Source organism: Klebsiella sp. BIGb0132 (genome assembly GCF_024810075.1).
Taxonomy (GTDB): Bacteria; Pseudomonadota; Gammaproteobacteria; order Enterobacterales; family Enterobacteriaceae; genus Klebsiella; species Klebsiella terrigena.
Genome location: NZ_JANUDW010000001.1, coordinates 582,594 through 602,284, shown reverse-complemented (window position 1 = coordinate 602,284; position 19,691 = coordinate 582,594). Strand labels below are relative to the sequence as shown.

Below are 19,691 nucleotides of genomic sequence, written 5' to 3'. Positions count from 1 at the left end.
TATTTACTCTGGCCGAACTGCCACCTGCTGCTGCAGGCGGCAGATTTCAGGTAATAGTGCTAACAACAGACCGATTTGTTGGAGCACCAGCGGCTCTTTGCTATCGGCGCGAGGTTCGAGGTGTTGGATCCGGGTCTGCAGGCGGGTGAGAGCCTGCTGGACCCGCAGTTCGTCGGCCGGGGAATGATGGAGTGCATCATCTACGTAGCAGACTGCGTCGTCCAGCAGCGCCAACGTCTCCGGCGTAGTCAGCTTCTCCCGATGCGCCCCCAGCGCTGAAATGTAGCTGGTAAAGGTATGATTCAGGCAGAGCAAGCGGAAGGCCGTTTCACGAATATCGGCATTAGCCCGGGGCTCCGTTGATAAATTCGATACCACTGAAGCCAGCTCACCGTCCCGGCTATGGGCATCCCGTCGCGCAACCCGATACGCCAGGCGGTTATCGCGCCCCTGGTGATACTGTTCAAGAATGGCGTCGAGGTATCGGCAGTTGGCGTTTATGGCCTGATCCAGAACCCGCGGCAGGTTACGGAATTTCCAGTCCGGCCAAATAAAGCTGACCGCAGCCCAGGCAATCGCACAGCCGATGAGGGTATCGAAGATGCGCGGCAGAGCGACTTCAAAACCTTCCCCCAGCAGGTTAAAGCAGAGCAGAACCAGTAGGGTAATAAACATTGTGGCGTGGGCATATTGTACATTGCGAAAGGCAAAGAACAGGACGCCGGTAAGGACTATCAGCAGCAGCTGGCCTTCGACCGAGGGTACCAGCAGCAGTATCGGTAGACCGATGGCCACCCCTACCAGGGTGCCAATAATCCTCAGGGCCAGGCGGTGACGGGTGGCGTTATAGTTTGGCTGACAAACAAACAGGCTGGTAAGCAGTATCCAGTAGCCGTGATTAAGCCCGGTTAGCTGGATAAACGCATAGCCTGCGCACAGTACCAGCGACATTCTCACCGCGTGGCGGAAGAGGGCCGATTCCGGTGACAGATTGCGGCGTAAGCGTAGCCAGATATCGCTGAATCCGCTAAGACGGTCCTCTGCGAGTAAATTTTCCGTCGTCCCGTGCGCGGGTGCGGCAACCTGAGCGGACTCGATGGTTGCCAGCTGAGCATCAATTGCTCTCAGGTTGTTCAGCAGGAAGCCCAGCGCTTTGACCTGCTCTAACGGCTCTCCGCTGGCCCGTACGCGGTCGAGTGCGGCGTCAAGATGCATAAATGCGCGCTCGAAATGCGCATCGTGCTGGTAGGGTTCGCGCAGCAAAATAGCGCGGGATAACTTCTGACACGCCTGAGCCTGCATCGATAGCATGCGCTGAAAGCGGAACATGATGTCGCTGTAGCGAAAACGGTCGCGGAGCGTTTGGTACTGGATATGCGACGAGCTGGCGCGTTCGTGGATATCCTGGGCAACGAAGTAATACTGCAGCGTCCGTCGGGTACCTCGCTGCCCGCGGTCGCCGCGCAGGCGGGTGAGCAGCGAGGTTTTTGTCTGGTTAAGCGTCGTAACCAGCTGGCCATTAGCGATAGCGAGATCGTAGAGTGGCGCCTGGCTTTCGTCTTCAATATCCGGGTCAAACATGCGTGATTTGAGATCCAGATAGCGCGCCAAGAGCTCATAGCTGCGCGCAAGGTTGTCCTGAAGCGGGCGAATCGGGAAAATTATATGTCCGGCCAGCGTCAGCAGGTTGTACCAAACGGCGCCGGTCAGCAAAAATAACGGCTGTAGATACCAGCGATCGTAGAGCGTGACCCCCAGCATGGTGTAGATAGCGATCAGCAGAGCGCCGAAGGCAATCGTGGCGTAACGCTGCCCCAGACCGCCGAGCAAAATAAACCCGGTGGTCGAGAGGGTTAAACCGATAGCAAATAGCCACGGCCAGGGAAAGAGCAGCTCCACCGAAGCCGATGCGATAAAAAAGCACACCAGGGTGATGGCCAGATTGCGCAACCGCCCGGTCAGGCGGTCATCGAGATCGGTTAACGCGGCGGCAACGACTCCGAGCGTTAATGGAATCGTTAGTTTTACTTCGCCAAGCCACCATGGAACGGCGGTTGTGCCGCAAAGTGCGATGAAAATCCTGGCGTTATAGAGCCAGGCGCTGTTCCATGTATAACGGCGTAGCAGGGGGCTAAGCATGTCAGTATTCCGTCCGATTACTGGAAGCGACGGCGCGCATTCGCTTCACGCGCGGCGCGGGCGGTTTCGACGGAAACAACCCGGCGTCCCACGGGCCACAGCGCAATAGCGGCAATTTTAAAGTTAGCGATGCCCACCGGGATACCGATAATGGTCAGGCACTGGGCGATACCGCTAAAGATATGCATCAGGCACAGCCACCAGCCGAAGAAAATAAACCATAAAATATTCAGCACGGTACCGCCTGCATTCAGCAGGCTATTCTTGCCCTGCGGCTCGAGCTCATCGACGTGAATGGCTTCATTCCCATAGGGTAAAAGAGAGAGTCGGGTAATTTCCCAGCATGAGCGGGTCAGCGGCAGCGTGAAGATCAGAATGATGCTGACCAGCGTCGCCAGCAGCCAGCCCAGCGTAGTGGCGAAACCGCCGAGGATAAAGTTCAAAATATTCAGAATGGTACGCATAAACCCTCCGTTCACTCCTGTGGATAATAAGACCCGGCCATTGTAACGTTTTTTACGCTGGAGCACCCGGTCACTGGCGGTTAAACTTAAAAACATCCAACCTGATTGAAATTCGGCATGATATGGAACTTAAAGCGACAACATTGGGCAAACGCATGGCGCAGCATCCCTATGATCGGGTGCAGCTGCTTAACGCCGGGGTAAAAGTTTCCGGCGATAGCCACGAGTATCTTATACCTTTCAATCAGTTATTGTCAGTTCATTGTCGGCGTGGGCTGGTCTGGGGCGAGCTTGAGTTCGTGCTGCCGGATGGCAAGGTTGTGCGTTTGCATGGTACCGAATGGAATGAAACCCAGCGTTTCTTTCATCATCTGAATACGCTCTGGCAGCAGTGGAGCGCGGACATGAGCGCCATTGCCGCCGACGTGCTGAGCCAGCAGCTGGCTGAGATCGCCCGCTCCAGCGCAGAAGGCAAGTGGCTGACCCGTCAGCAGGTCAGCGAGGTGCAGGGGAAAATTCGGCGGGCGCTCACCGGACTGCCGATACCGACCAGCCGGCTTGACGCTTTCGACAACTGCCGCGAGCTGTGGCGTCAATGTCAGAGCTGGCTGGGTGATACCGAGGTGGCCCGGCTGGCCCACAATCAGGCTTTCACGGCCTCGATGCTTGAGCAGTACGGCGCATTTTTTGCGGGCGTGGAGTCGTCACCGCTTAACCCGGCGCAGGCGCGAGCGGTAGTTAACGGCGAGCGCTCTCTGCTGGTTCTTGCCGGCGCCGGCAGCGGCAAGACCTCGGTGCTGGTTGCCCGTGCCGGATGGCTGCTGACCAGAGGTGAAGCGGCGGCGGAGCAGATCCTGCTGCTGGCGTTTGGTCGTCAGGCGGCGCAGGAGATGGATGAGCGCATCCGCGAGCGGTTGGGCTCCGAAGATATTTCGGCGCGGACATTTCACTCCCTGGCTCTGCATATCATCCAGCAGGGCAGTAAAAAAGTACCGTCTATTAGTCGGCTTGAGAGCGATAGTCCGGCGCGCCAGGCGCTGCTGCTGAAAAACTGGCAGCAGCAGTGCCGCGAGAAAAAAGCTCACGCCAAAGGTTGGCGACAGTGGCTGGAAGAAGAGATGGGCTGGCAGGTTCCGGAAACCGATTTCTGGCAGGACAAAAAAATAGAGCGGCGAATGGCGAGCCGCCTCGATCGCTGGGTCAGCCTGATGCGTATGCACGGCGGTTCACAGGCGGAGATGATCGCCGGCGCGCCGGAGGAGATACGCGAGCTTTTTACTAAGCGCGTAAAATTAATGGCGCCGCTGTTGAAAGCGTGGAAAACGGCGCTGAAAGAGGAAAGTGCGGTCGATTTCTCCGGCCTGATCCATCAGGCCATCAATATTCTTGATAAAGGCCGCTTTGTCAGCCCGTGGAAGCATATTCTGGTCGATGAATTTCAGGATATTTCACCGCAGCGGGCCTCACTGCTGGCCGCGCTGCGCCGGCAGAATACCCAGACCACGCTATTTGCGGTTGGCGACGACTGGCAGGCAATCTATCGCTTCAGCGGTGCCCAGCTTTCGCTGACTACCGCTTTCAATCACTACTTTGGCGAAGGGGACTGCTGCGCGCTGGATACGACGTACCGCTTTAATGGTCGCATTGGTGAAGTGGCGAACGGTTTTATTCAACAGAACCCGCACCAGTTAAGCAAGCCGCTCAACAGCCTGACCGCCGGGGATAAAAAAGCCGTTACGCTGCTGGCGGACGATAAGCTTGATGATTTGCTCGATAAGCTGAGCGGCTACGTGAAACCAGACCAGCGGATCCTGCTATTGGCGCGCTACCATCATCTGAAACCCGCCGCGCTGGAGAAGGCCGCTACGCGATGGCCGAATCTGCAGCTCGATTTTATGACGATTCATGCCAGCAAAGGGCAGCAGGCAGATTACGTGATTGTCCTTGGGCTTCAGGATGGTGATGATGCGTTCCCGGCTCCGGCGCGGGAGTCGATCATGGAAGAGGCGCTGCTGCCGCAGCCGGAGGATTTTCCCGATGCAGAAGAGCGGCGCTTGCTGTACGTTGCCATCACTCGTGCACGTCTTCGCGTTTGGCTGCTGTTCAACAAAGAGCGGCCGTCTGCGTTTGTGGAGATGCTGGAAGCGCTGGATGTACCGGTAGCAAGAAAACCTTAACGGCTGGCGGCCTGGCCGCCAGCAGGGGCTACTTAAGGCGTTCCGCCAGGTAACGCTGATAATCCGGGATCAGAATATCGAGAGGCTCGCCAAAGTGCGGCGACAGGATAATAAAGTCGGCGGTTGAGGCATTGGTCGCAACGGGAATATTCCATACCGTCGCCAGACGCAGCAGCGCCTTAACGTCCGGGTCATGAGGCACGGCGTTTAGCGGATCCCAGAAGAAAATCAGCACATCAATTTTCCCCTCTGCAATCAGCGCACCGACCTGCTGGTCGCCGCCCATCGGGCCGCTCAGCATCGCGTTCACTTCAAGCCCGGTTGCCCTGGAGATAAGGTTTCCGGTAGTACCTGTTGCGTAGAGTTCGTGTTGAGCCAGCAGCGCCTGGTGGCGAGCAACCCACTTCATCAGCATATCTTTACAGTGATCGTGAGCAACCAGAGCGATATGTTTGCGCGCGGGTAGCGTACGTGTCGTCAGTTCCATAATTTCATTCCACATTTTAGCCTGCAGACAGATTACTGGAAGTGACTGCTGCTGCAAGCATCAGGGTGAAAAATTTTGACGTAGCCGCTAGTCAGAGTGGATGGCCGGTTAGCCTGGATTAGCTTACACTTGGGCTAAATAGCGGGAGGATAAAATGAAAGAGAACGATATCGCAGGCATTCTGACCTCAACACGGACGATTGCGCTGGTGGGAGCCAGTGACAAACCGGACCGCCCAAGCTACCGGGTGATGAAATATCTGCTGGAGCAGGGGTACCACGTGATCCCGGTTTCACCGAAGGTGGCGGGTAAAACGCTCATGGGGCAACAGGGCTACGCAACGCTGGCAGATGTTGCGGAAAAAGTGGATATGGTCGACGTCTTTCGCAACTCCGATGCGGCGCTGGGCGTCGCTCAGGAGGCCATTGCCATCGGTGCGAAAACGCTGTGGCTGCAGCTAGGCGTGATTAACGAGCAGGCGGCTGTTCTGGCGCGAGAGGCAGGGCTAACCGTAGTGATGGACCGCTGTCCGGCGATTGAAATCCCGAGATTAGGTCTGGCGAAGTAAATAAAAAACCCCGCCGTTGCGGGGTTTTTTCTGCTAGTTGCGCAGTCGAGGCGCCTGAAGCTGCTGGCGAATGGTCCTTGCCAATTCGTCCATTGACGGCTGCTCCGGATGCTCATCGCTGGGCTCGCTGCTGAGCTGAGCTTCGGCAAGATAGGTATGAACGGGCTGACCATCCTCATCTTCCATCACCACATGATACCAGGGCAATGCCCGCAGCTCGTCGTTAGCCGCAATTTCGTCCTCCGCCGGCTCTGCAAGCGAATATTCTGGATCGATATCAACGACCACGCCGAGGAAGCCTAACAGAGTATGGCGAACCTGCTGGCCGATACCGAATTTGCTGGCAATCATAGGCACCTCCTGGGAAACGTTATTACCTGCTATATGCGGGCAACGTTGCGCTTTTCAAGTTACATGATGCGGCAGGCAAACCCTTTCAGATACAAACCTTCCGGGTAGGTTGCGATCACGGGATGGTCGGCAGCCTGGCGGAACTGTTCTATAAATTGTACATCACGTCCGGCGTCAATTGCGGCATCGGCGATGATTTTCTGAAATAAATCGGTAGCCATCAGACCCGAGCAGGAGAAGGTCAGGAGGATCCCGCCGGGATTGAGCAGCTGGATAGCCAGCATGTTGATATCTTTATAGCCGCGGCAGGCGCCCATCAGCTGGCTTTTGTTCTCAACAAACTTCGGCGGATCCATCACGATCACGTCAAATTTTTCATTCTGGTCACGATACTTACGCAGCAGCTTAAAGACGTCATCGCGGACAAATTCAGCCTTGGAGAGATCGAGCTGGTTCAGCTCGATATTCTGCTTCGCCACGTCCAGCGCTTCCTGAGAGGTGTCCACGCTGATGACCTGGCTGCAGCCGCCCATCAGGGCAGAAACGGCAAAACCGCCGGTATAGGAGAAGCAGTTGAGGACGCGTTTGTCGGCAACATAGCGGCGGGTCGCCAGGCGGCTATCGCGCTGATCGAGATAGTAGCCGGTTTTGTGGCCGCCCTGAATATCAACCAGCAGCTGCATTCCGTGCTCGGTGATGGGCAGCAGCGCAGGCGGCATTTCGCCGGTAACCAGGCCCTGTGCCAGATCCAAACCCTCTTTTTTACGTACCGCGACATCGCTGCGATCGTAGATGGAACAGGTCGGGAACAGCGTTTGTAGCGCGCTAACGATAGAGGCACGCTGATATTCTGCGCCAGCGCTAAGCAGCTGCAGAACGAAAAAATTGCCGAAGCGGTCGATAGTCACGCCCGGAAGCCCGTCAGACTCGCCGGCAATCAGACGATAGCTGTCGAGGCCATCGCGCTCCGCCAGCCATTCGCGCCAGGTTTGCGCCTGCTGCAGACGGCGTTCAAAAAAGGCAATATCGATCTCCTCGCTGCGGTCAAAACTCCAGACGCGAGCGCGGATCTGCGACGAGGGAGAGAACGCGCCGCGAGCAAGCCATTTCCCCTGCGAATCAACGATATCGATAGTTTCGCCGGAACGGGCTTTACCTTCCATACGGGCGACGGCGCCGGAGAAAATCCAGGGATGGCGACGCAGCAGGGATTTCTCGCGTCCTTTGGTCAACACTAAGCGGGGGAAAATGGAATCTGTCATGGGGCTACCTTTAGCAACGGGAATGTCGGCACCGAAAAATGGCGCGTAGGTTAGCACATGTGGCCGCCGCAAGCACCATGCCCGCAGTGCAGGCAGGTGAGCGTTTCGGCACAAAACACAGGCACTTTGGCACAATAAAAATCACCTGCGGATCTTACAGTGTTTTCCTCAACCCAATGGAGGAAAATACAATGAAAACAGGATCCGGCTTAGCAGCGGTTTTGATGTTAGCGATAAGCGGCAGCGCGGCAGCGGCGCAGTTTCAGGTCACCAGCGGCGATATGCGTGATGAAGGCAGCCTCGCTCAGATACATTGGTTCAGCGGTTTTGGCTGCACCGGCGGCAACGTCTCCCCGCAGCTGGCCTGGCAAAACGCGCCGTCGGGGACCCGCAGCTTTGCCGTCACCGCCTACGATCCGGATGCACCAACCGGCAGCGGCTGGTGGCACTGGACGGTGGTGAATATCAGCAGCAGCGTGACGAGCTTAGCCGCTGGCGCCGGAGATAAAAACAGCGCTAAACTGCCGGACGGAGCGGTTCAGGGGCGCAATGATTTTGGCTATGCCGGATTTGGCGGCGCCTGTCCGCCCGCTGGCGATAAGCCTCACCGCTACCACTTTACCGTGTGGGCGCTTGATACGCCGACATTACCCATCGATGCCCAGGCCAGCGGTGCGCTGGTGGGATTTATGTTGCATAGCCACGCTATCGCCAGCGCGCAGCTGACGGCAAGGGCAGGGCGCTAACCCCGTAAGGATGGCCAGATGCAGAACATAAACTTTCGCCATAACGCCTTAAGCGCGGCGGAAATTACCTCCAGGCGCCTGTATAAACTGCATCGCGTGACCCTATTTACCCCCGCGCTGTGCCGGGTCAATCGCGGTAGCAAAATTATCGTTCAGGGCGTTAGCCAGATGCTGGCGACGCCGCAGCAGCTGATTATTCTGCCTGCCGATCTTGAGCTCGAGGTGATAAATCAGCCTGATAACGGACTGTTTTGCTCCGATCTGCTCTCTCTGACGCCGGACCTGCTGGTGGATTTTAAAGCCCGCTATATGAGCGAGCCGCAGCCCGGACGGCTCACCTCCCTGTGCGCACCGGCGACCCCGGACCTGCTGTTTATGTGGCAAAACGTCCTGCAGGCGGTGCGCAGCGGGCTGTCGGCAGAGCTGCAGCATCATCAGGCTATGGGGCTGCTGCTGGCGCTGCATCAGGCGGGCTACGCCGGGCCGCTGCTCAATGAGCGCCAGCAGAACCTGAGCGGTCAGGTGCGGCAAATTATCATGCTGTCGCCCGCGCAGGCCTGGAGCGTCCCGCGGGTGGCGAAGATGCTGTTTCTTGGGGAATCGACGCTGCGCCGTCGCCTGCAGCAGGAAGATCAAAGTTTTCGCCAGATTGTTGAGGAGGTGCGTATGGCCTATGCCCTCGGCCAGCTACAATCGACCTCGTTACCGATAGGTGAAATCGCCCTCAACAGCGGCTATCAGTCCGGCTCGCGCTTCACGGCGCGCTTTCGCCAGCACTATGGCCTGTTGCCGAAGCACGTACGCTAGCCAGAATTTGCTATTCTCAGCGTAGAGTTATTGGCAATAAAAGGAGAGCAATCATGGCGACACTCTGCACGATGGCATGGGTATATGGTTCAGTTCAGGGGGTTGGCTTTCGCTACACGACGCAGCGGGAGGCGTTACGCCTGGGGCTGACGGGCTACGCGCGCAATCTGGACGACGGCAGCGTCGAGGTTTTGGCCTGCGGCGAGGCGGAGCAGGTAGCGGCGCTGGTGAGCTGGCTGAAGGAGGGCGGGCCTCGCAGCGCGCGGGTCGACCGGGTGCACACCGAGCCCCATCAGCCCACCAGAGAGTGGCAAAAGTTCTCTATTCTGTACTAGATGCATTTCACCGGTTTGGGCAGCCCGGCAATTTTCGTTGCCTGTTTGGCGGGGCCTTTGGGGAACAGGCGGTAGAGATAGCGGCTGTTGCCTTTCTCCTCGCCGAACTTATTTGCCATCGCCTTCACCAGCATCCGAATGGCCGGCGAGGTGTTGAACTCCAGATAAAAGTCGCGGACAAAACGCACGACCTCCCAGTGTTCAGTCGACAGGACAATACCTTCCCGCTCGGCAATGGCGGTCGCCAGGGCTTCGCTCCAGAGGGTGGTATCCTTCAGATAGCCTTCGCTATCGGTCTCAATTTCATTGCCTTCAAAGATAAACATAATTCTTCACACACAGCTAAAACTGGCGGCAGTTTAGCAAAAAAAAAGGCCCCGCATAAGCAGGGCCCGAGAAGAACGTAGGAGAGATTAGTCTTTGCTGGCGAAGCCCAGAATGCTGAGCAGGCTGACAAAGATGTTGTACAGCGATACGTACAGGCTCACGGTGGCGCGGATATAGTTGGTTTCACCGCCGCGGATGATGTTGCTGGTTTCAAACAGGATGGCGCCGGATGAAATCAGAATAAACACCGCGCTGATGGCCAGATGCAGAGCCGGCAGCTGCAGGAAGATATTCGCCACCATACCGATCAGCACCACCACTACGCCTGCCATCAGCATTCCGCCAAGGAAAGACATATCTTTGCGGGTCGTGAGCACATAGGCCGAGCAGCAGAAGAACACCAGTGCCGTACCGCCCAGCGCCAGGCCGATCAAATCTCCCATACCCGCCGACAGATAGGCGTTAAGCATCGGCCCAAGGATATAGCCCAGGAAGCCGGTAAAGGCGAAGGCCGCGAGGATGCCCGATGGCTTGTCGGCCAGCTTATAGGTCAGGAACATCAGCCCGTACATGCCGACCAGGGTCAGAATCAGCCCGGGAGACGGCAGCATCAGGACCGTGCTTGCCGTTGCCGTAATGGCAGAAAATGCCAGCGTCAGGCTGAGCAGGAAATAGGTGTTCCGCAGAACTTTGTGCGTGCTGAGCAGCGATGAACGGTCACGCGACGACGTAATTATACGATCCATGAGTCACTCTCTTATGACAGATGTTATTAATAACGAAGCATAAAAAAACCACGCCAGAAGCCATAGTGCTTTTACCCATCTTTACTTAGACCTCAGCGCAGAGAACCAGCATATTATTCTAATAAATGACGGTAAGGCGGCGCGTTTGTGCGTTTGGCGTCAGGAACCCGATCGGAATCTGATAGGTCACTGAAAAATATTGCGTTATGGCGATTCTGTGGCTAAGTGTGGAGAGGGTACAAACGAAGCACCATAAAGGCAAGGGATATGAAATTACAAAAATATAACGACATCACGCGGGCGCTACTGGTGGTGGGTTTACTCGCCGCAGCGGCGCCGACACTCGCTGCACAGGTCCCGGCCGGCACCGCGCTGGCAGAGAAGCAGGAGCTGGTCAGAAATAACGGCAGCGAGCCCTCATCGCTGGATCCGCATAAAGTCGAAAGTGACGTTGAATTCAACATCATCAGCGATCTCTTCGAAGGGCTGGTCAGCGTCTCTCCGGCAGGCGAGATTCAGCCTCGTCTGGCGGCAAAATGGGAGAATAAAGATAACACCGTCTGGACGTTCCACCTGCGTCCTGGCGTCACCTGGTCAGACGGGACCGCGATTACCGCCCAGGATATTGTCTGGAGCTGGCAGCGGCTGGTTTCCCCGGCGACGGCATCACCCTATGCCAGCTATCCGGGAAATATGCATATTGTGAATGCTCAGGATATCGCGCAGGGTAAAAAAACGCCCGATACGCTGGGGGTGAAGGCTATCGATGACGCCACGCTGGAAGTCACCTTAAGCCAGCCTAACGCGGCGTTCTTGCCGATGCTGGCGCACCCGTCTCTGGTACCGATTGATAAAGTGCTGGTCAGCCGCTTCGGCGAGAAGTGGACCAAACCGGAGCATATGGTGACCAGTGGTGCCTATAAGCTGTCCCAGTGGGTGGTGAACGAGCGCATCGTGGCCGAGCGCAATCCGCGCTATTGGGATAATGCCGACACCGTCATCAATAAAGTGACCTATTTACCTATTAGCTCCGAGGCGGCAGACGTTAACCGCTATAAGGCGGGAGAAATCGACATCGTTTATACGGTGCCGATCAACCAGTTCACGCAGTTGAAAAAAACCATGGGCGATCAGCTGGACGTCTCCCCGCAGCTGGCGACGTACTATTACGAGTTCAATACCACTAAGCCGCCGTTTAACGATCCGCGAGTGCGGCTGGCGCTGAATATGGCGCTGGATAAAGACATCATCGCAGAGAAGGTCCTGGGGCAGGGGCAGCGTCCGGCATGGTTAATTAGCCAGCCTGATATTGGCGGCGTAAAGCTGCATAACCCGGACTATGCCAGCTGGCCGCGCGACAAGCGTATTGCCGAGGCTAAAAAGCTGCTGAGCGAAGCCGGTTATAATGACAGCCACCCGCTGGTGTTTAATTTGCTCTACAACACTTCTGAATCGCATCAGCGCGTGGCCATTGCCGCCAGTTCGATGTGGAAGAAAAACCTCGGCGTTGAGGCGAAGCTACAAAACCAGGAGTGGAAAACGATGCTCGACACCATGCATACGCATAATTTTGATGCGGTGCGCTACGCGTGGATTGCCGATTATGACGATGCCGCCACCTTCCTCAATAACTTCCGCACCGGCGATAGTGAAAATACCAGCCAGTACAGCAACCCTGCGTACGATGAAGCGTTGCGTAATGCGGCCAAAGCGCCGGACGTAGCCACCCGCGGCAAGTTTTATCAGCAGGCAGAGGATCTGTTGGGCAAAGATGTCCCGGCAGTCCCGGTTTACCACTATGTCCGTACGCATCTGGTGAAGCCGTGGGTAGGCGGGTTTACGCCGGATAAGCTGGGGTATTACTTTACCCGCGATATGTACATCAAAAAACATTAACGCCGGGAGGGCGGTTGGCGCTGGAATTCTGCGCAAACCGCCTGATTTTCAGACGAATAACACGGTTTTGTTTGTTTTTAAGGCAGTTGAACGAAATCGTGCTTTACAGCCTGAACAGAGGTGTTTATAGTGCGCCCCATACCGGAAGCGTGGCCGAGCGGTTGAAGGCACCGGTCTTGAAAACCGGCGACCCGAAAGGGTTCTAGAGTTCGAATCTCTACGCTTCCGCCAAATATAAGCCCCAAGCTATTAATTAGCTTGGGGCTTTTTGTTTTATGCGGTTTTTGTTGTGCCATTTTTCTTTAGTCTGGAGCGTTCCAGGCTAGCTTGCATCGGATAAAGAATGAGTTTTTAGCTCTGTGTTGATACATCTTCGGATAGGCTCCGGCGATAGAATAGGGAGCACTACAGGCGGCTGGCGATAAGCCGTTTTAGGCGATCGCTTTAGCGACCGCCTAAAACATGGTGACAGTGACACTGAATTATTAACAGGCTCAAGCAGGCCTACGTATCAAATCGTTGAAGTATCAATCACGTAGCGATAACGTGCTTTCTTATTGACAACGCTTTCCCATGCCTCATTAATTTGTTCAGCTTTAATTATCTGAATTTTCGGCACGATTTTATTATCGGCACAATAGTTGACGACCTCCTGAGTCTCTTTCATTCCCCCAATCAGTGAGGCATTGAAGTTAACTCTGGATGCAGCCAGCCCGATCGCGCTTACGGTCAGTTGAAAGCCCTCGGGCATTCCAACCTGGGTAAACGTTCCATAGGGTTTGACAACAGAGACATAGGCCGCAACATCATACTGATAGGGGATGGTGGAAATCATATAATCCAGTTTCCGCTGATATGGCGCCATTTTTTCAGGTCCATCCACCACAATCACTTCTTTAGCCCCGAAGGATAAAATGTCCTGGACCTTGGATGCTGAAGTGGTAAAGGCATAAACTTCAGCACCCAGTGATACCGCCAGCTTGATTGCCATGTGTCCCAATCCGCCGATACCTGCAACGCCGACTTTCGTGCCTTTGCTAATGTTGGCTTGCATTAACGGGGAATAGGTCGTAATTCCTGCACAGAGCAAAGGAGCCGCTTCTTCGAAGCTGATATTTTCCGGGATATGTACGGCGAAATGGTCACGCACGACGATGTTTGTCGAATATCCCCCCTGGGAAATGCCGCTCGGGGAATCCGCCTCGGGGTAGCCATAGGTAAATATTGTCGCAGGGTCATATTGTTCAATGTTTTCCAGACGTTCAAGTTGATTTCTGGAAAGCGTGCTGTTCACCATACATCCGACACCTGCACGATCGCCGGGCTTGAAGCGGGTGACATTTTTCCCGACGGCGGCGACCACGCCGACAATTTCATGACCCGGGACCTGAGGATATTTCTGTACGCCCCAGTGTCCTTTCATTTGGTGAATATCAGAGTGGCAGATACTCGCATATCTGGTCTCTATAAGGATATCGTTATCACCCAGAGGACGACGTTCGAATGACCATGGCGCAAGTTTACCTGAGGTATCAAATGCGGCATAACCACGGGATTTAATATTTTCATGGGGATTATTTGCCGCCAGCGCCGTTAATGGACTATTTAGTAACATGCCCGCACCAATGACGGCACCGGAACGGACAACAAAATCCCTGCGGCTCAACTTGTTATCTTCAGCCATATTTTTTCTCCTGCAATAGACGGTCTAGTCTCAATTAAGGGGCGGCCGCCGCGGCCCTGGTGTTTTTAAACCAGGCAGAAAACACGGGTCAAAAATATCCTATCGAGTGGGGTTGGTTATCGATAGACAAAAACGGTGAATTTATTGCCCGATCCTCCAGATTTTCCGTTTACAGGTAGTGCTGAGTTGGTGATGGAATATACTAGACCGCCTAATCATCCAGAGACATTACGATGCCTGTAAAATATCCATCGACGCTAAGCGAGGGGGCTGTATCTGAATACTTACGTACAGCGATGACGGAAAGTATCGCGCGGCGCACGGTTGGTAATAGCGATATTCCTTGCGATTTTGCAGGATTGACGCTGTTTCGTCGTGAGATGCCAATGCCACCTACACTTTGCCTTGTTGAGACCAGCATCGTTTTCGCGGTTCAGGGGGAAAAGCAGATGTTGGTGGCCGGTAAAAGCTACCCTTATAACGCCGAGCGCTTCTTAATTACTTCGCTGGATATTCCAGCCAATTCGCAGGTGCTGGAGGCCAGTCAGGAGAAGCCATGTCTGGGTTTTTCCTTCCGGCTTGATTTGCGGATTATGGCAGAGTTGATGGCGCAGGATGGGGTAAACGACTCAGTCGATCGTTCAGAGGGTGAGGCGTCAGGGATTGGTCTGGGAGTCGTAACGCCTGCGCTACTGGGGACATTTAAACGGATGATCGACCTGTTGGATGAGCCTCAGTCAATCCCCGTACTTGCACCATTGATTGAACGAGAAATCCATTATCGATTGATTCAGAGCGATCAAGGTGCACGTCTACGAAATATCGCATCAGTGGGTAGTCAGGGGCACAGGATTGTCCGCGCGATTAGCTGGCTTAAGTCAAATTACTGTCAGACGATGCGTATCGAAGAACTCGCCGCACATGTGCAAATGAGCCCATCCAGTTTGTATCAGCATTTTCGCCAGCTAACGTCCTTAAGCCCTTTGCAATATCAGAAATGGCTGCGACTCAATGAGGCGCGTCGCCTGATGTTTAGCGAGGGAATGAATGCCGCCAGCGCGGCTTTTCAGGTCGGCTATGAGAGCCCTTCGCAGTTCAGTCGCGAGTATACAAGTTTGTTTGGTGCTCCCCCGCGTCGTGATATCGAAGCGTTACGCCGGAAGTTGTTTGGCCAGAATATTGAGATGTAAGAGGGGGAGCGCAGTCATGATACCTGCGATTTATTAAATTTGTTCATTACTGATATTTCTATTGCGTGGTTGTGTCGATGTCGTGGTTGTTGATACCGTTATTCAGCGTTACGACGAGGGTTTCTTAATTAATTCATTGATGCTGGTTCGCCCGAAGCGTTAATTATTCTGCTTTGATGTCGTTTATTCGCTGTGCTACCTGGATGATAATGCAGAATTATTCATATCCGGCTTGCGGTTTGGTGTGCTCAGGAAATAAATCCATTTTTTCACGGCTATATTTTCTTGATTTCAGTATTTTTCACATCAGCGCTTGCCATTATATAAGGTCTTTTATGAAAACGGTTGGTTATGCAGCACACTCTCGCGATGCGAAACTGGTTCCTTATCATTTTGAACGTCGTGATTTACGTGAAAACGATGTTGTGATTGAAATTCTCTACTGCGGCGTGTGCCATTCAGACTTACACACGGTGAATGGTGACTGGGGCGTGCAGCCTTATCCATTGGTTCCTGGCCACGAAATTGTCGGTATCGTGACGTCAGTCGGTCCGAGTGTCACCAAATATCATCAGGGTGACCATGTTGCCGTTGGCTGTATGGTGGATAGCTGTATGCACTGCGATCAATGTGAGCACGGTGAAGAACAGTTTTGCCGTCACGGGATGACGCCAACGTACGGCGCGCCAGACCGGATTAGCGGCGAAGTGACTCAGGGCGGTTACTCCAAACATATTATTGTGCGCGAAGAGTTTGTGCTACGGATCCCGGAAAATATGGATTTGGCGAGAACCGCGCCGATTCTTTGCGCAGGTATCACCACTTTCTCCCCGCTGCGTACCTGGAATATCGGCCCGGGAAGTCGTGTTGGCGTTATCGGTTTGGGCGGGTTAGGTCATATGGCCGTTAAGCTGGCCGTTGCGATGGGCGCCGATGTTACCGTCATCAGTCGTACTAACAGCAAAGAGAAAGAGGCCAAAGCGCTCGGTGCGAAAAGCATCTTGCCTTCTTCTGACTCGCAGGCATTACAAGCATCAGCGTGCGCATTCGATTTAATCATCGATACAGCACCCGTTAAGCATGATCTGAATATTTATACTCCGCTGTTAGATATTGATGGTTCGTTAGTTATTGTCGGCCAAATTGGCCTGATGAATGAACCGCTGACGATCCCGCTGGTTATGGGGCGCCGTCGGGTTGCTGGTTCGCTGATTGGGGGGATTGCCGAAACTCAGGAAGTTCTGGACTTCTGCGCAGAGCATAACGTTTATCCTGAATGCGAAATGATCAATATTGATCAAATCAACGATGCTTTCGCACGTCTTGAACAGGGCGATATGGCGCATCGTTTTGTTATTGATATGGCATCATTGAACGCAGGGTAACCTGCCGTTCAGCGACTGTAGCGCGATCCTACCGCCGCTGATACATAAACCAGCTGCCAGCAATAGCGCTGCACGATTAATGAAATTTACTCATTATTCTATTCTGATAACAGCTATTAACAGGCTGTATTATTCGGTTAAGAATAGGTGCAGGTACCCAGGGCGAGTGGTTTCTCATGCTTAATGATGCTAAAGCACAACGTGTTTTACCCGGGCGTTCACGATGGTTAGTGCTGATATTGATATCGGTATTTGCGCCTGCGGTAATCGCGAGTCATACACAGGTAAACCCGATGAAGTTAAAAATAATACTCCAGAACAAGACTCTTACGGCAACGTTGAATGATAGTCAAACCAGCCGTGAATTTGCTGCACTGCTACCGCTGACATTACAGCTGAAAGATTATGCCGCGGAGGAGAAAATAAGCGATTTGCCCGCCAGGCTGACGACGGCAGGCTCACCTGCAGGGACGGCAGCAAAAAAAGGCGATTTAACGATATATGCTCCATGGGGAAATCTGGCTATTTTCTATAAACCTCATGGCTATGTGACCGGTTTAATTAAGCTGGGGCAACTAGATCAGCCGGATGCTTTGCCTGTACAACCTGATTCATATACTGCCAGATTTGAATTGCAAACTGAAGAATAGTCACCAGAGCATGCTGTCACCGGCATCGCCATCATTTTAATTTACCAGCGTCTTTTCACCATAATGCGTTAAATCCTTTTCTATTCCCGGTACTGGGTTAGCCGTTTCATTCACAACAGGAGAGTATGATGATCCGTTTCACCTCTGTAGCAGCATCACTACTGTTATTTGCAGGTATGTCCGCGCACGGCGAAACCGCCACCTCAGCTCAGATGACCCTGTCGGAAACCGGCAGTCGCGCAACGATTGCCGAACCCGCTGACCACTTTACCGGGCGTGCTTATATTGACCCTCTTTTTTCGCCTGTCGCACCACAAAGAACCGGGGCCGCCTATGTGACCTTTGTACCCGGTGCGCGCTCTGACTGGCATATCCATCCATTGGGACAAACGCTGGTTATCACATCCGGTACGGGCTGGGTTCAGGAGTGGGGCGGGGAACGAAAAACGGTACACGCAGGAGACGTTATTCAATGTCCGCCAGGCGTTAAACACTGGCATGGCGCAACGGATAAAACCACGATGGTTCATCTCGCGATTCAGGAGTCGAATGACCAGGGGGAAAACGTAAACTGGCTTGAAAAAGTCAGCGATGAACAATACCTGCGGGCGGGCGAAATGTAATGATCAACAAGAAATTTATGGTCATTTTTTCTATGATATTGATGAGTGGATGTGTTTCCCAGACCACGCAAAACAGGAGTTCAAAAGTGATACCAGAAGATGCGAAACACGCAGTAGCAGAAGTCGCACCAGCGATGGCGGCGTATTCTGCGCGATTTATCGAAAAAGACCTTTGGAATCGCCCGGAATTATCGCGTCGCGACCGTAGTCTGGTGACGGTTACCGCATTGATCGGTCGCAATGATACAGCTGAACTTCCTCATTATCTCAATGTGGCGCTGGATAGTGGTGTAAAGCCTGCCGAAATATCCGAGATGATTACCCACTTAGCTTTTTATGCCGGCTGGCCGAATGCCACCTCGGCGGCGTTGGTCACCCGTGATGTATTTGCTCAACGCCATATTGATACCGCGTCATTGCCGGGTGAGAAAGTGGATTTTCTGCCGCTAGATAAAGAGACGGAAAACAAACGTGCCACGCTGGTTGAGTCAAACTTTGGCAAGGTATCACCAGGTGTGGTGAAGTACACGACAGATGCACTGTTTCAGGATCTGTGGTTGAGACCTGGCCTGGCACCACGGGACAGAAGTTTGGTGACGGTCAGTGCGCTGGTTACCGCCGGGCAAGTGGCTCAGGTTCCCTATCATCTCAATCGGGCGATGGATAATGGCTTGACGCAGCTCCAGGCCTCTGAGGTGTTGACGCAACTGGCTTTTGTTGCGGGCTGGCCAAATATTTTCTCAGCCTTACCGGTATTTAAAGAGGTGTTTGCCGGTAGAAACGCTGCCTGACAATCAACAGATAACACAAACAAGCCAGACCGCTGATGCAGGGTCTGGCTTTTCTGCTTTGTAAATCAAAACGCTGTAGCGCTAATTTTTTTGCCAGAGCATCGCGTCAGGGATGTTGGTAGTGGCGTAGTGCATCAATAACGATCTGGAATGCCTTCGAGAGATTTCGGTTTTCCGGGTAGTAGATGTAATAACCGTCCCAGTAAGGACACCAGTCGTCCAGTACGCTAATTAGTTCGCCGCGGGCAATGTGCTTTTCAGCGATGTCGCGGGGAACATGCGCCAGCCCGTATCCTTCCACGGCGGCCTGAAGATTCTGATAGATGCGGCTAAACACCAACTGACCGCTCACTTTGACATTCAGGCTTTTTCCCTCTTTTTCGAACTCCCAGACGTACAGATTGCCGTGGGTGGGAAATCGCAAATTAATGCAGTTATGATCGATAAGATCGTTAGGATGCTGCGGGCAGGGATATCGGGAAAAATAATCGGGAGAACCGACGACCGCAAAGCGAATGTCCGGACCGATACGCACTGAAATCATGCCATTGGATATTTGCTCTCCGAGGCGGGTTCCTGCATCAAACCGACCGGACACAATATCTGTCAAGGCATAGTCATCGATCAGCTCAATATTAATTTCAGGGTATTCTTTCAGCAGCGGTTCAAGTTTTGGCCAGATGACAGAGCCGAGAGCGTAATCCGACGTTGAGATACGCACGGTTCCTGCTGCCTGACTGTTGAGATCTTTTAGCGATTGCAATCGTCGCTGGATGCCATCGATATAGGGGCCGAGGTCATCCAGCATGGCTTGCCCGATATCCGTCAGCGAAATACTTCGGGTGGTGCGGGTCAGAAGCTTCATCCCCAGTCGGGATTCAAGGGTTCGCATGCTGTGGCTCAAAGCCGACTGGGAGACACCTAAATGAGCCGCCGCTTTGGTGAAACTCTTTTCACGCGCGACGACAATAAACGCCATCAAATCATTAAGGTTTTCTCTTGCCAATCTGCGTCCCTCATTGCTGAAAGAGAATAATGTCCCAGTGTATCGTAACTAACGCAT

General features: G+C 53.8%; 20 protein-coding genes and 1 tRNA gene. 12 read left to right on the top strand and 9 right to left on the bottom strand.

Going from position 1 to position 19,691, the window contains the following annotated elements; genetic code table 11:
• Positions 1-3 precede the first annotated feature (3 nt).
• Entirely contained in the window at positions 4-2,139 is a 2,136-nt protein-coding gene (gene yccS / locus M2416_RS02820; protein WP_076945086.1) for a YccS family putative transporter, read from the bottom strand.
• Positions 2,140-2,156: 17 nt separating this feature from the next.
• The gene (locus M2416_RS02815; RefSeq protein WP_041144834.1) at positions 2,157-2,603 is read right to left on the bottom strand and encodes a YccF domain-containing protein; all 447 of its coding nucleotides are present in this window, start codon (positions 2,601-2,603) and stop codon (positions 2,157-2,159) included.
• A 122-nt stretch (positions 2,604-2,725) separates the two neighbouring features.
• Between M2416_RS02815 and helD the strand changes: the two genes are divergently transcribed.
• The gene (gene helD / locus M2416_RS02810) at positions 2,726-4,780 is read left to right on the top strand and encodes a DNA helicase IV (protein WP_259221980.1); all 2,055 of its coding nucleotides are present in this window, start codon (positions 2,726-2,728) and stop codon (positions 4,778-4,780) included.
• 28 nt (positions 4,781-4,808) lie between these two features.
• On the opposite strand, the gene mgsA is transcribed toward helD, so the two are convergent.
• On the bottom strand, positions 4,809-5,267 hold the full coding sequence (gene mgsA / locus M2416_RS02805) for a methylglyoxal synthase (protein WP_041147568.1): 459 nt from the start codon (positions 5,265-5,267) through the stop codon (positions 4,809-4,811).
• Positions 5,268-5,421: 154 nt separating this feature from the next.
• Here mgsA and M2416_RS02800 point away from each other — a divergent pair, with 154 nt between their 5' ends.
• Positions 5,422-5,835, top strand: a complete 414-nt coding sequence (locus M2416_RS02800; protein WP_041144836.1) for a CoA-binding protein — start codon at positions 5,422-5,424, stop codon at positions 5,833-5,835.
• Between the two features lie 33 nt (positions 5,836-5,868).
• Here M2416_RS02800 and hspQ read toward each other — a convergent pair whose 3' ends face one another.
• Together hspQ and rlmI are read right to left on the bottom strand one after the other, a co-directional pair.
• The gene (hspQ, locus tag M2416_RS02795) at positions 5,869-6,186 is read right to left on the bottom strand and encodes a heat shock protein HspQ (protein WP_041144837.1); all 318 of its coding nucleotides are present in this window, start codon (positions 6,184-6,186) and stop codon (positions 5,869-5,871) included.
• A 59-nt stretch (positions 6,187-6,245) separates the two neighbouring features.
• Positions 6,246-7,421, bottom strand: coding sequence for a 23S rRNA (cytosine(1962)-C(5))-methyltransferase RlmI (gene rlmI, locus M2416_RS02790; RefSeq protein WP_172620479.1), 1,176 nt, complete (start codon positions 7,419-7,421; stop codon positions 6,246-6,248).
• Between the two features lie 218 nt (positions 7,422-7,639).
• Between rlmI and M2416_RS02785 the strand changes: the two genes are divergently transcribed.
• The 3 genes from M2416_RS02785 to yccX are packed head-to-tail and all read left to right on the top strand — an operon-like array spanning position 7,640 to position 9,336.
• The gene (locus tag M2416_RS02785; protein WP_259221975.1) at positions 7,640-8,194 is read left to right on the top strand and encodes a YbhB/YbcL family Raf kinase inhibitor-like protein; all 555 of its coding nucleotides are present in this window, start codon (positions 7,640-7,642) and stop codon (positions 8,192-8,194) included.
• A gap of 18 nt (positions 8,195-8,212) precedes the next feature.
• Positions 8,213-9,001 carry a helix-turn-helix transcriptional regulator gene (locus tag M2416_RS02780; protein WP_259221973.1) on the top strand — a complete coding sequence of 263 codons (789 nt, stop codon included), beginning with the start codon at positions 8,213-8,215 and terminating at the stop codon, positions 8,999-9,001.
• 53 nt (positions 9,002-9,054) lie between these two features.
• Positions 9,055-9,336 carry an acylphosphatase gene (yccX, locus tag M2416_RS02775; protein ID WP_041144841.1) on the top strand — a complete coding sequence of 94 codons (282 nt, stop codon included), beginning with the start codon at positions 9,055-9,057 and terminating at the stop codon, positions 9,334-9,336.
• Here yccX and tusE read toward each other — a convergent pair.
• Positions 9,333-9,662 (bottom strand): sulfurtransferase TusE, encoded by a 330-nt coding sequence (gene tusE / locus M2416_RS02770; protein WP_041144842.1) that lies wholly within the window; start codon positions 9,660-9,662, stop codon positions 9,333-9,335. The two genes, yccX and tusE, sit on opposite strands and share 4 nt — an antisense overlap.
• Positions 9,663-9,749: 87 nt before the next feature.
• Positions 9,750-10,409 carry an FtsH protease modulator YccA gene (gene yccA, locus M2416_RS02765; protein WP_041144843.1) on the bottom strand — a complete coding sequence of 220 codons (660 nt, stop codon included), beginning with the start codon at positions 10,407-10,409 and terminating at the stop codon, positions 9,750-9,752.
• Between the two features lie 267 nt (positions 10,410-10,676).
• On the opposite strand from yccA, the gene M2416_RS02760 reads away from it, so the two are divergent.
• Both M2416_RS02760 and M2416_RS02755 read left to right on the top strand, forming a co-directional pair.
• Positions 10,677-12,305 carry an ABC transporter substrate-binding protein gene (locus M2416_RS02760; RefSeq protein ID WP_259221971.1) on the top strand — a complete coding sequence of 543 codons (1,629 nt, stop codon included), beginning with the start codon at positions 10,677-10,679 and terminating at the stop codon, positions 12,303-12,305.
• Between the two features lie 143 nt (positions 12,306-12,448).
• Positions 12,449-12,536: transfer RNA gene (locus M2416_RS02755), tRNA-Ser, on the top strand.
• Between the two features lie 280 nt (positions 12,537-12,816).
• Here the strand turns inward: M2416_RS02755 and M2416_RS02750 are convergent.
• Complete coding sequence (locus M2416_RS02750; RefSeq protein WP_259221970.1) at positions 12,817-13,989, bottom strand: NAD(P)-dependent alcohol dehydrogenase; 1,173 nt, start codon at positions 13,987-13,989, stop codon at positions 12,817-12,819.
• Positions 13,990-14,222: 233 nt separating this feature from the next.
• Here M2416_RS02750 and M2416_RS02745 point away from each other — a divergent pair, with 233 nt between their 5' ends.
• From M2416_RS02745 to M2416_RS02725, 5 genes are all read left to right on the top strand, one after another.
• The gene (locus tag M2416_RS02745) at positions 14,223-15,179 is read left to right on the top strand and encodes an AraC family transcriptional regulator (RefSeq protein WP_076945092.1); all 957 of its coding nucleotides are present in this window, start codon (positions 14,223-14,225) and stop codon (positions 15,177-15,179) included.
• A gap of 335 nt (positions 15,180-15,514) precedes the next feature.
• The gene (locus tag M2416_RS02740; protein ID WP_076945093.1) at positions 15,515-16,564 is read left to right on the top strand and encodes an NAD(P)-dependent alcohol dehydrogenase; all 1,050 of its coding nucleotides are present in this window, start codon (positions 15,515-15,517) and stop codon (positions 16,562-16,564) included.
• 293 nt (positions 16,565-16,857) lie between these two features.
• Positions 16,858-17,214: a cyclophilin-like fold protein gene (locus M2416_RS02735; protein WP_076945094.1), complete on the top strand. Its 357-nt coding sequence runs from the start codon at positions 16,858-16,860 to the stop codon at positions 17,212-17,214.
• 125 nt (positions 17,215-17,339) lie between these two features.
• The gene (locus M2416_RS02730; protein ID WP_374761780.1) at positions 17,340-17,837 is read left to right on the top strand and encodes a (R)-mandelonitrile lyase; all 498 of its coding nucleotides are present in this window, start codon (positions 17,340-17,342) and stop codon (positions 17,835-17,837) included.
• The gene (locus M2416_RS02725) at positions 17,837-18,628 is read left to right on the top strand and encodes a carboxymuconolactone decarboxylase family protein (RefSeq protein ID WP_259221968.1); all 792 of its coding nucleotides are present in this window, start codon (positions 17,837-17,839) and stop codon (positions 18,626-18,628) included. Before M2416_RS02730 ends, M2416_RS02725 begins: the two co-directional genes overlap by 1 nt.
• Positions 18,629-18,734: 106 nt before the next feature.
• Here the strand turns inward: M2416_RS02725 and M2416_RS02720 are convergent, their stop codons facing one another.
• The gene (locus M2416_RS02720; protein WP_259221966.1) at positions 18,735-19,634 is read right to left on the bottom strand and encodes a LysR family transcriptional regulator; all 900 of its coding nucleotides are present in this window, start codon (positions 19,632-19,634) and stop codon (positions 18,735-18,737) included.
• Between the last annotated feature and the right edge of the window lie 57 nt (positions 19,635-19,691).

What these genes read in the sequence shown, in the direction of transcription:
- yccS (WP_076945086.1), bottom strand. Translation starts at nt 2,139, where the DNA reads ATGCTTAGCCCCCTGCTACGCCGTTATACATGGAACAGCGCCTGGCTC.
- M2416_RS02815 (WP_041144834.1), bottom strand. Translation starts at nt 2,603, where the DNA reads ATGCGTACCATTCTGAATATTTTGAACTTTATCCTCGGCGGTTTCGCC.
- helD (WP_259221980.1), top strand. Translation starts at nt 2,726, where the DNA reads ATGGAACTTAAAGCGACAACATTGGGCAAACGCATGGCGCAGCATCCC.
- mgsA (WP_041147568.1), bottom strand. Translation starts at nt 5,267, where the DNA reads ATGGAACTGACGACACGTACGCTACCCGCGCGCAAACATATCGCTCTG.
- M2416_RS02800 (WP_041144836.1), top strand. Translation starts at nt 5,422, where the DNA reads ATGAAAGAGAACGATATCGCAGGCATTCTGACCTCAACACGGACGATT.
- hspQ (WP_041144837.1), bottom strand. Translation starts at nt 6,186, where the DNA reads ATGATTGCCAGCAAATTCGGTATCGGCCAGCAGGTTCGCCATACTCTG.
- M2416_RS02785 (WP_259221975.1), top strand. Translation starts at nt 7,640, where the DNA reads ATGAAAACAGGATCCGGCTTAGCAGCGGTTTTGATGTTAGCGATAAGC.
- M2416_RS02780 (WP_259221973.1), top strand. Translation starts at nt 8,213, where the DNA reads ATGCAGAACATAAACTTTCGCCATAACGCCTTAAGCGCGGCGGAAATT.
- yccX (WP_041144841.1), top strand. Translation starts at nt 9,055, where the DNA reads ATGGCGACACTCTGCACGATGGCATGGGTATATGGTTCAGTTCAGGGG.
- tusE (WP_041144842.1), bottom strand. Translation starts at nt 9,662, where the DNA reads ATGTTTATCTTTGAAGGCAATGAAATTGAGACCGATAGCGAAGGCTAT.
- yccA (WP_041144843.1), bottom strand. Translation starts at nt 10,409, where the DNA reads ATGGATCGTATAATTACGTCGTCGCGTGACCGTTCATCGCTGCTCAGC.
- M2416_RS02760 (WP_259221971.1), top strand. Translation starts at nt 10,677, where the DNA reads ATGAAATTACAAAAATATAACGACATCACGCGGGCGCTACTGGTGGTG.
- M2416_RS02750 (WP_259221970.1), bottom strand. Translation starts at nt 13,989, where the DNA reads ATGGCTGAAGATAACAAGTTGAGCCGCAGGGATTTTGTTGTCCGTTCC.
- M2416_RS02745 (WP_076945092.1), top strand. Translation starts at nt 14,223, where the DNA reads ATGCCTGTAAAATATCCATCGACGCTAAGCGAGGGGGCTGTATCTGAA.
- M2416_RS02740 (WP_076945093.1), top strand. Translation starts at nt 15,515, where the DNA reads ATGAAAACGGTTGGTTATGCAGCACACTCTCGCGATGCGAAACTGGTT.
- M2416_RS02735 (WP_076945094.1), top strand. Translation starts at nt 16,858, where the DNA reads ATGAAGTTAAAAATAATACTCCAGAACAAGACTCTTACGGCAACGTTG.
- M2416_RS02730 (WP_374761780.1), top strand. Translation starts at nt 17,340, where the DNA reads ATGATGATCCGTTTCACCTCTGTAGCAGCATCACTACTGTTATTTGCA.
- M2416_RS02725 (WP_259221968.1), top strand. Translation starts at nt 17,837, where the DNA reads ATGATCAACAAGAAATTTATGGTCATTTTTTCTATGATATTGATGAGT.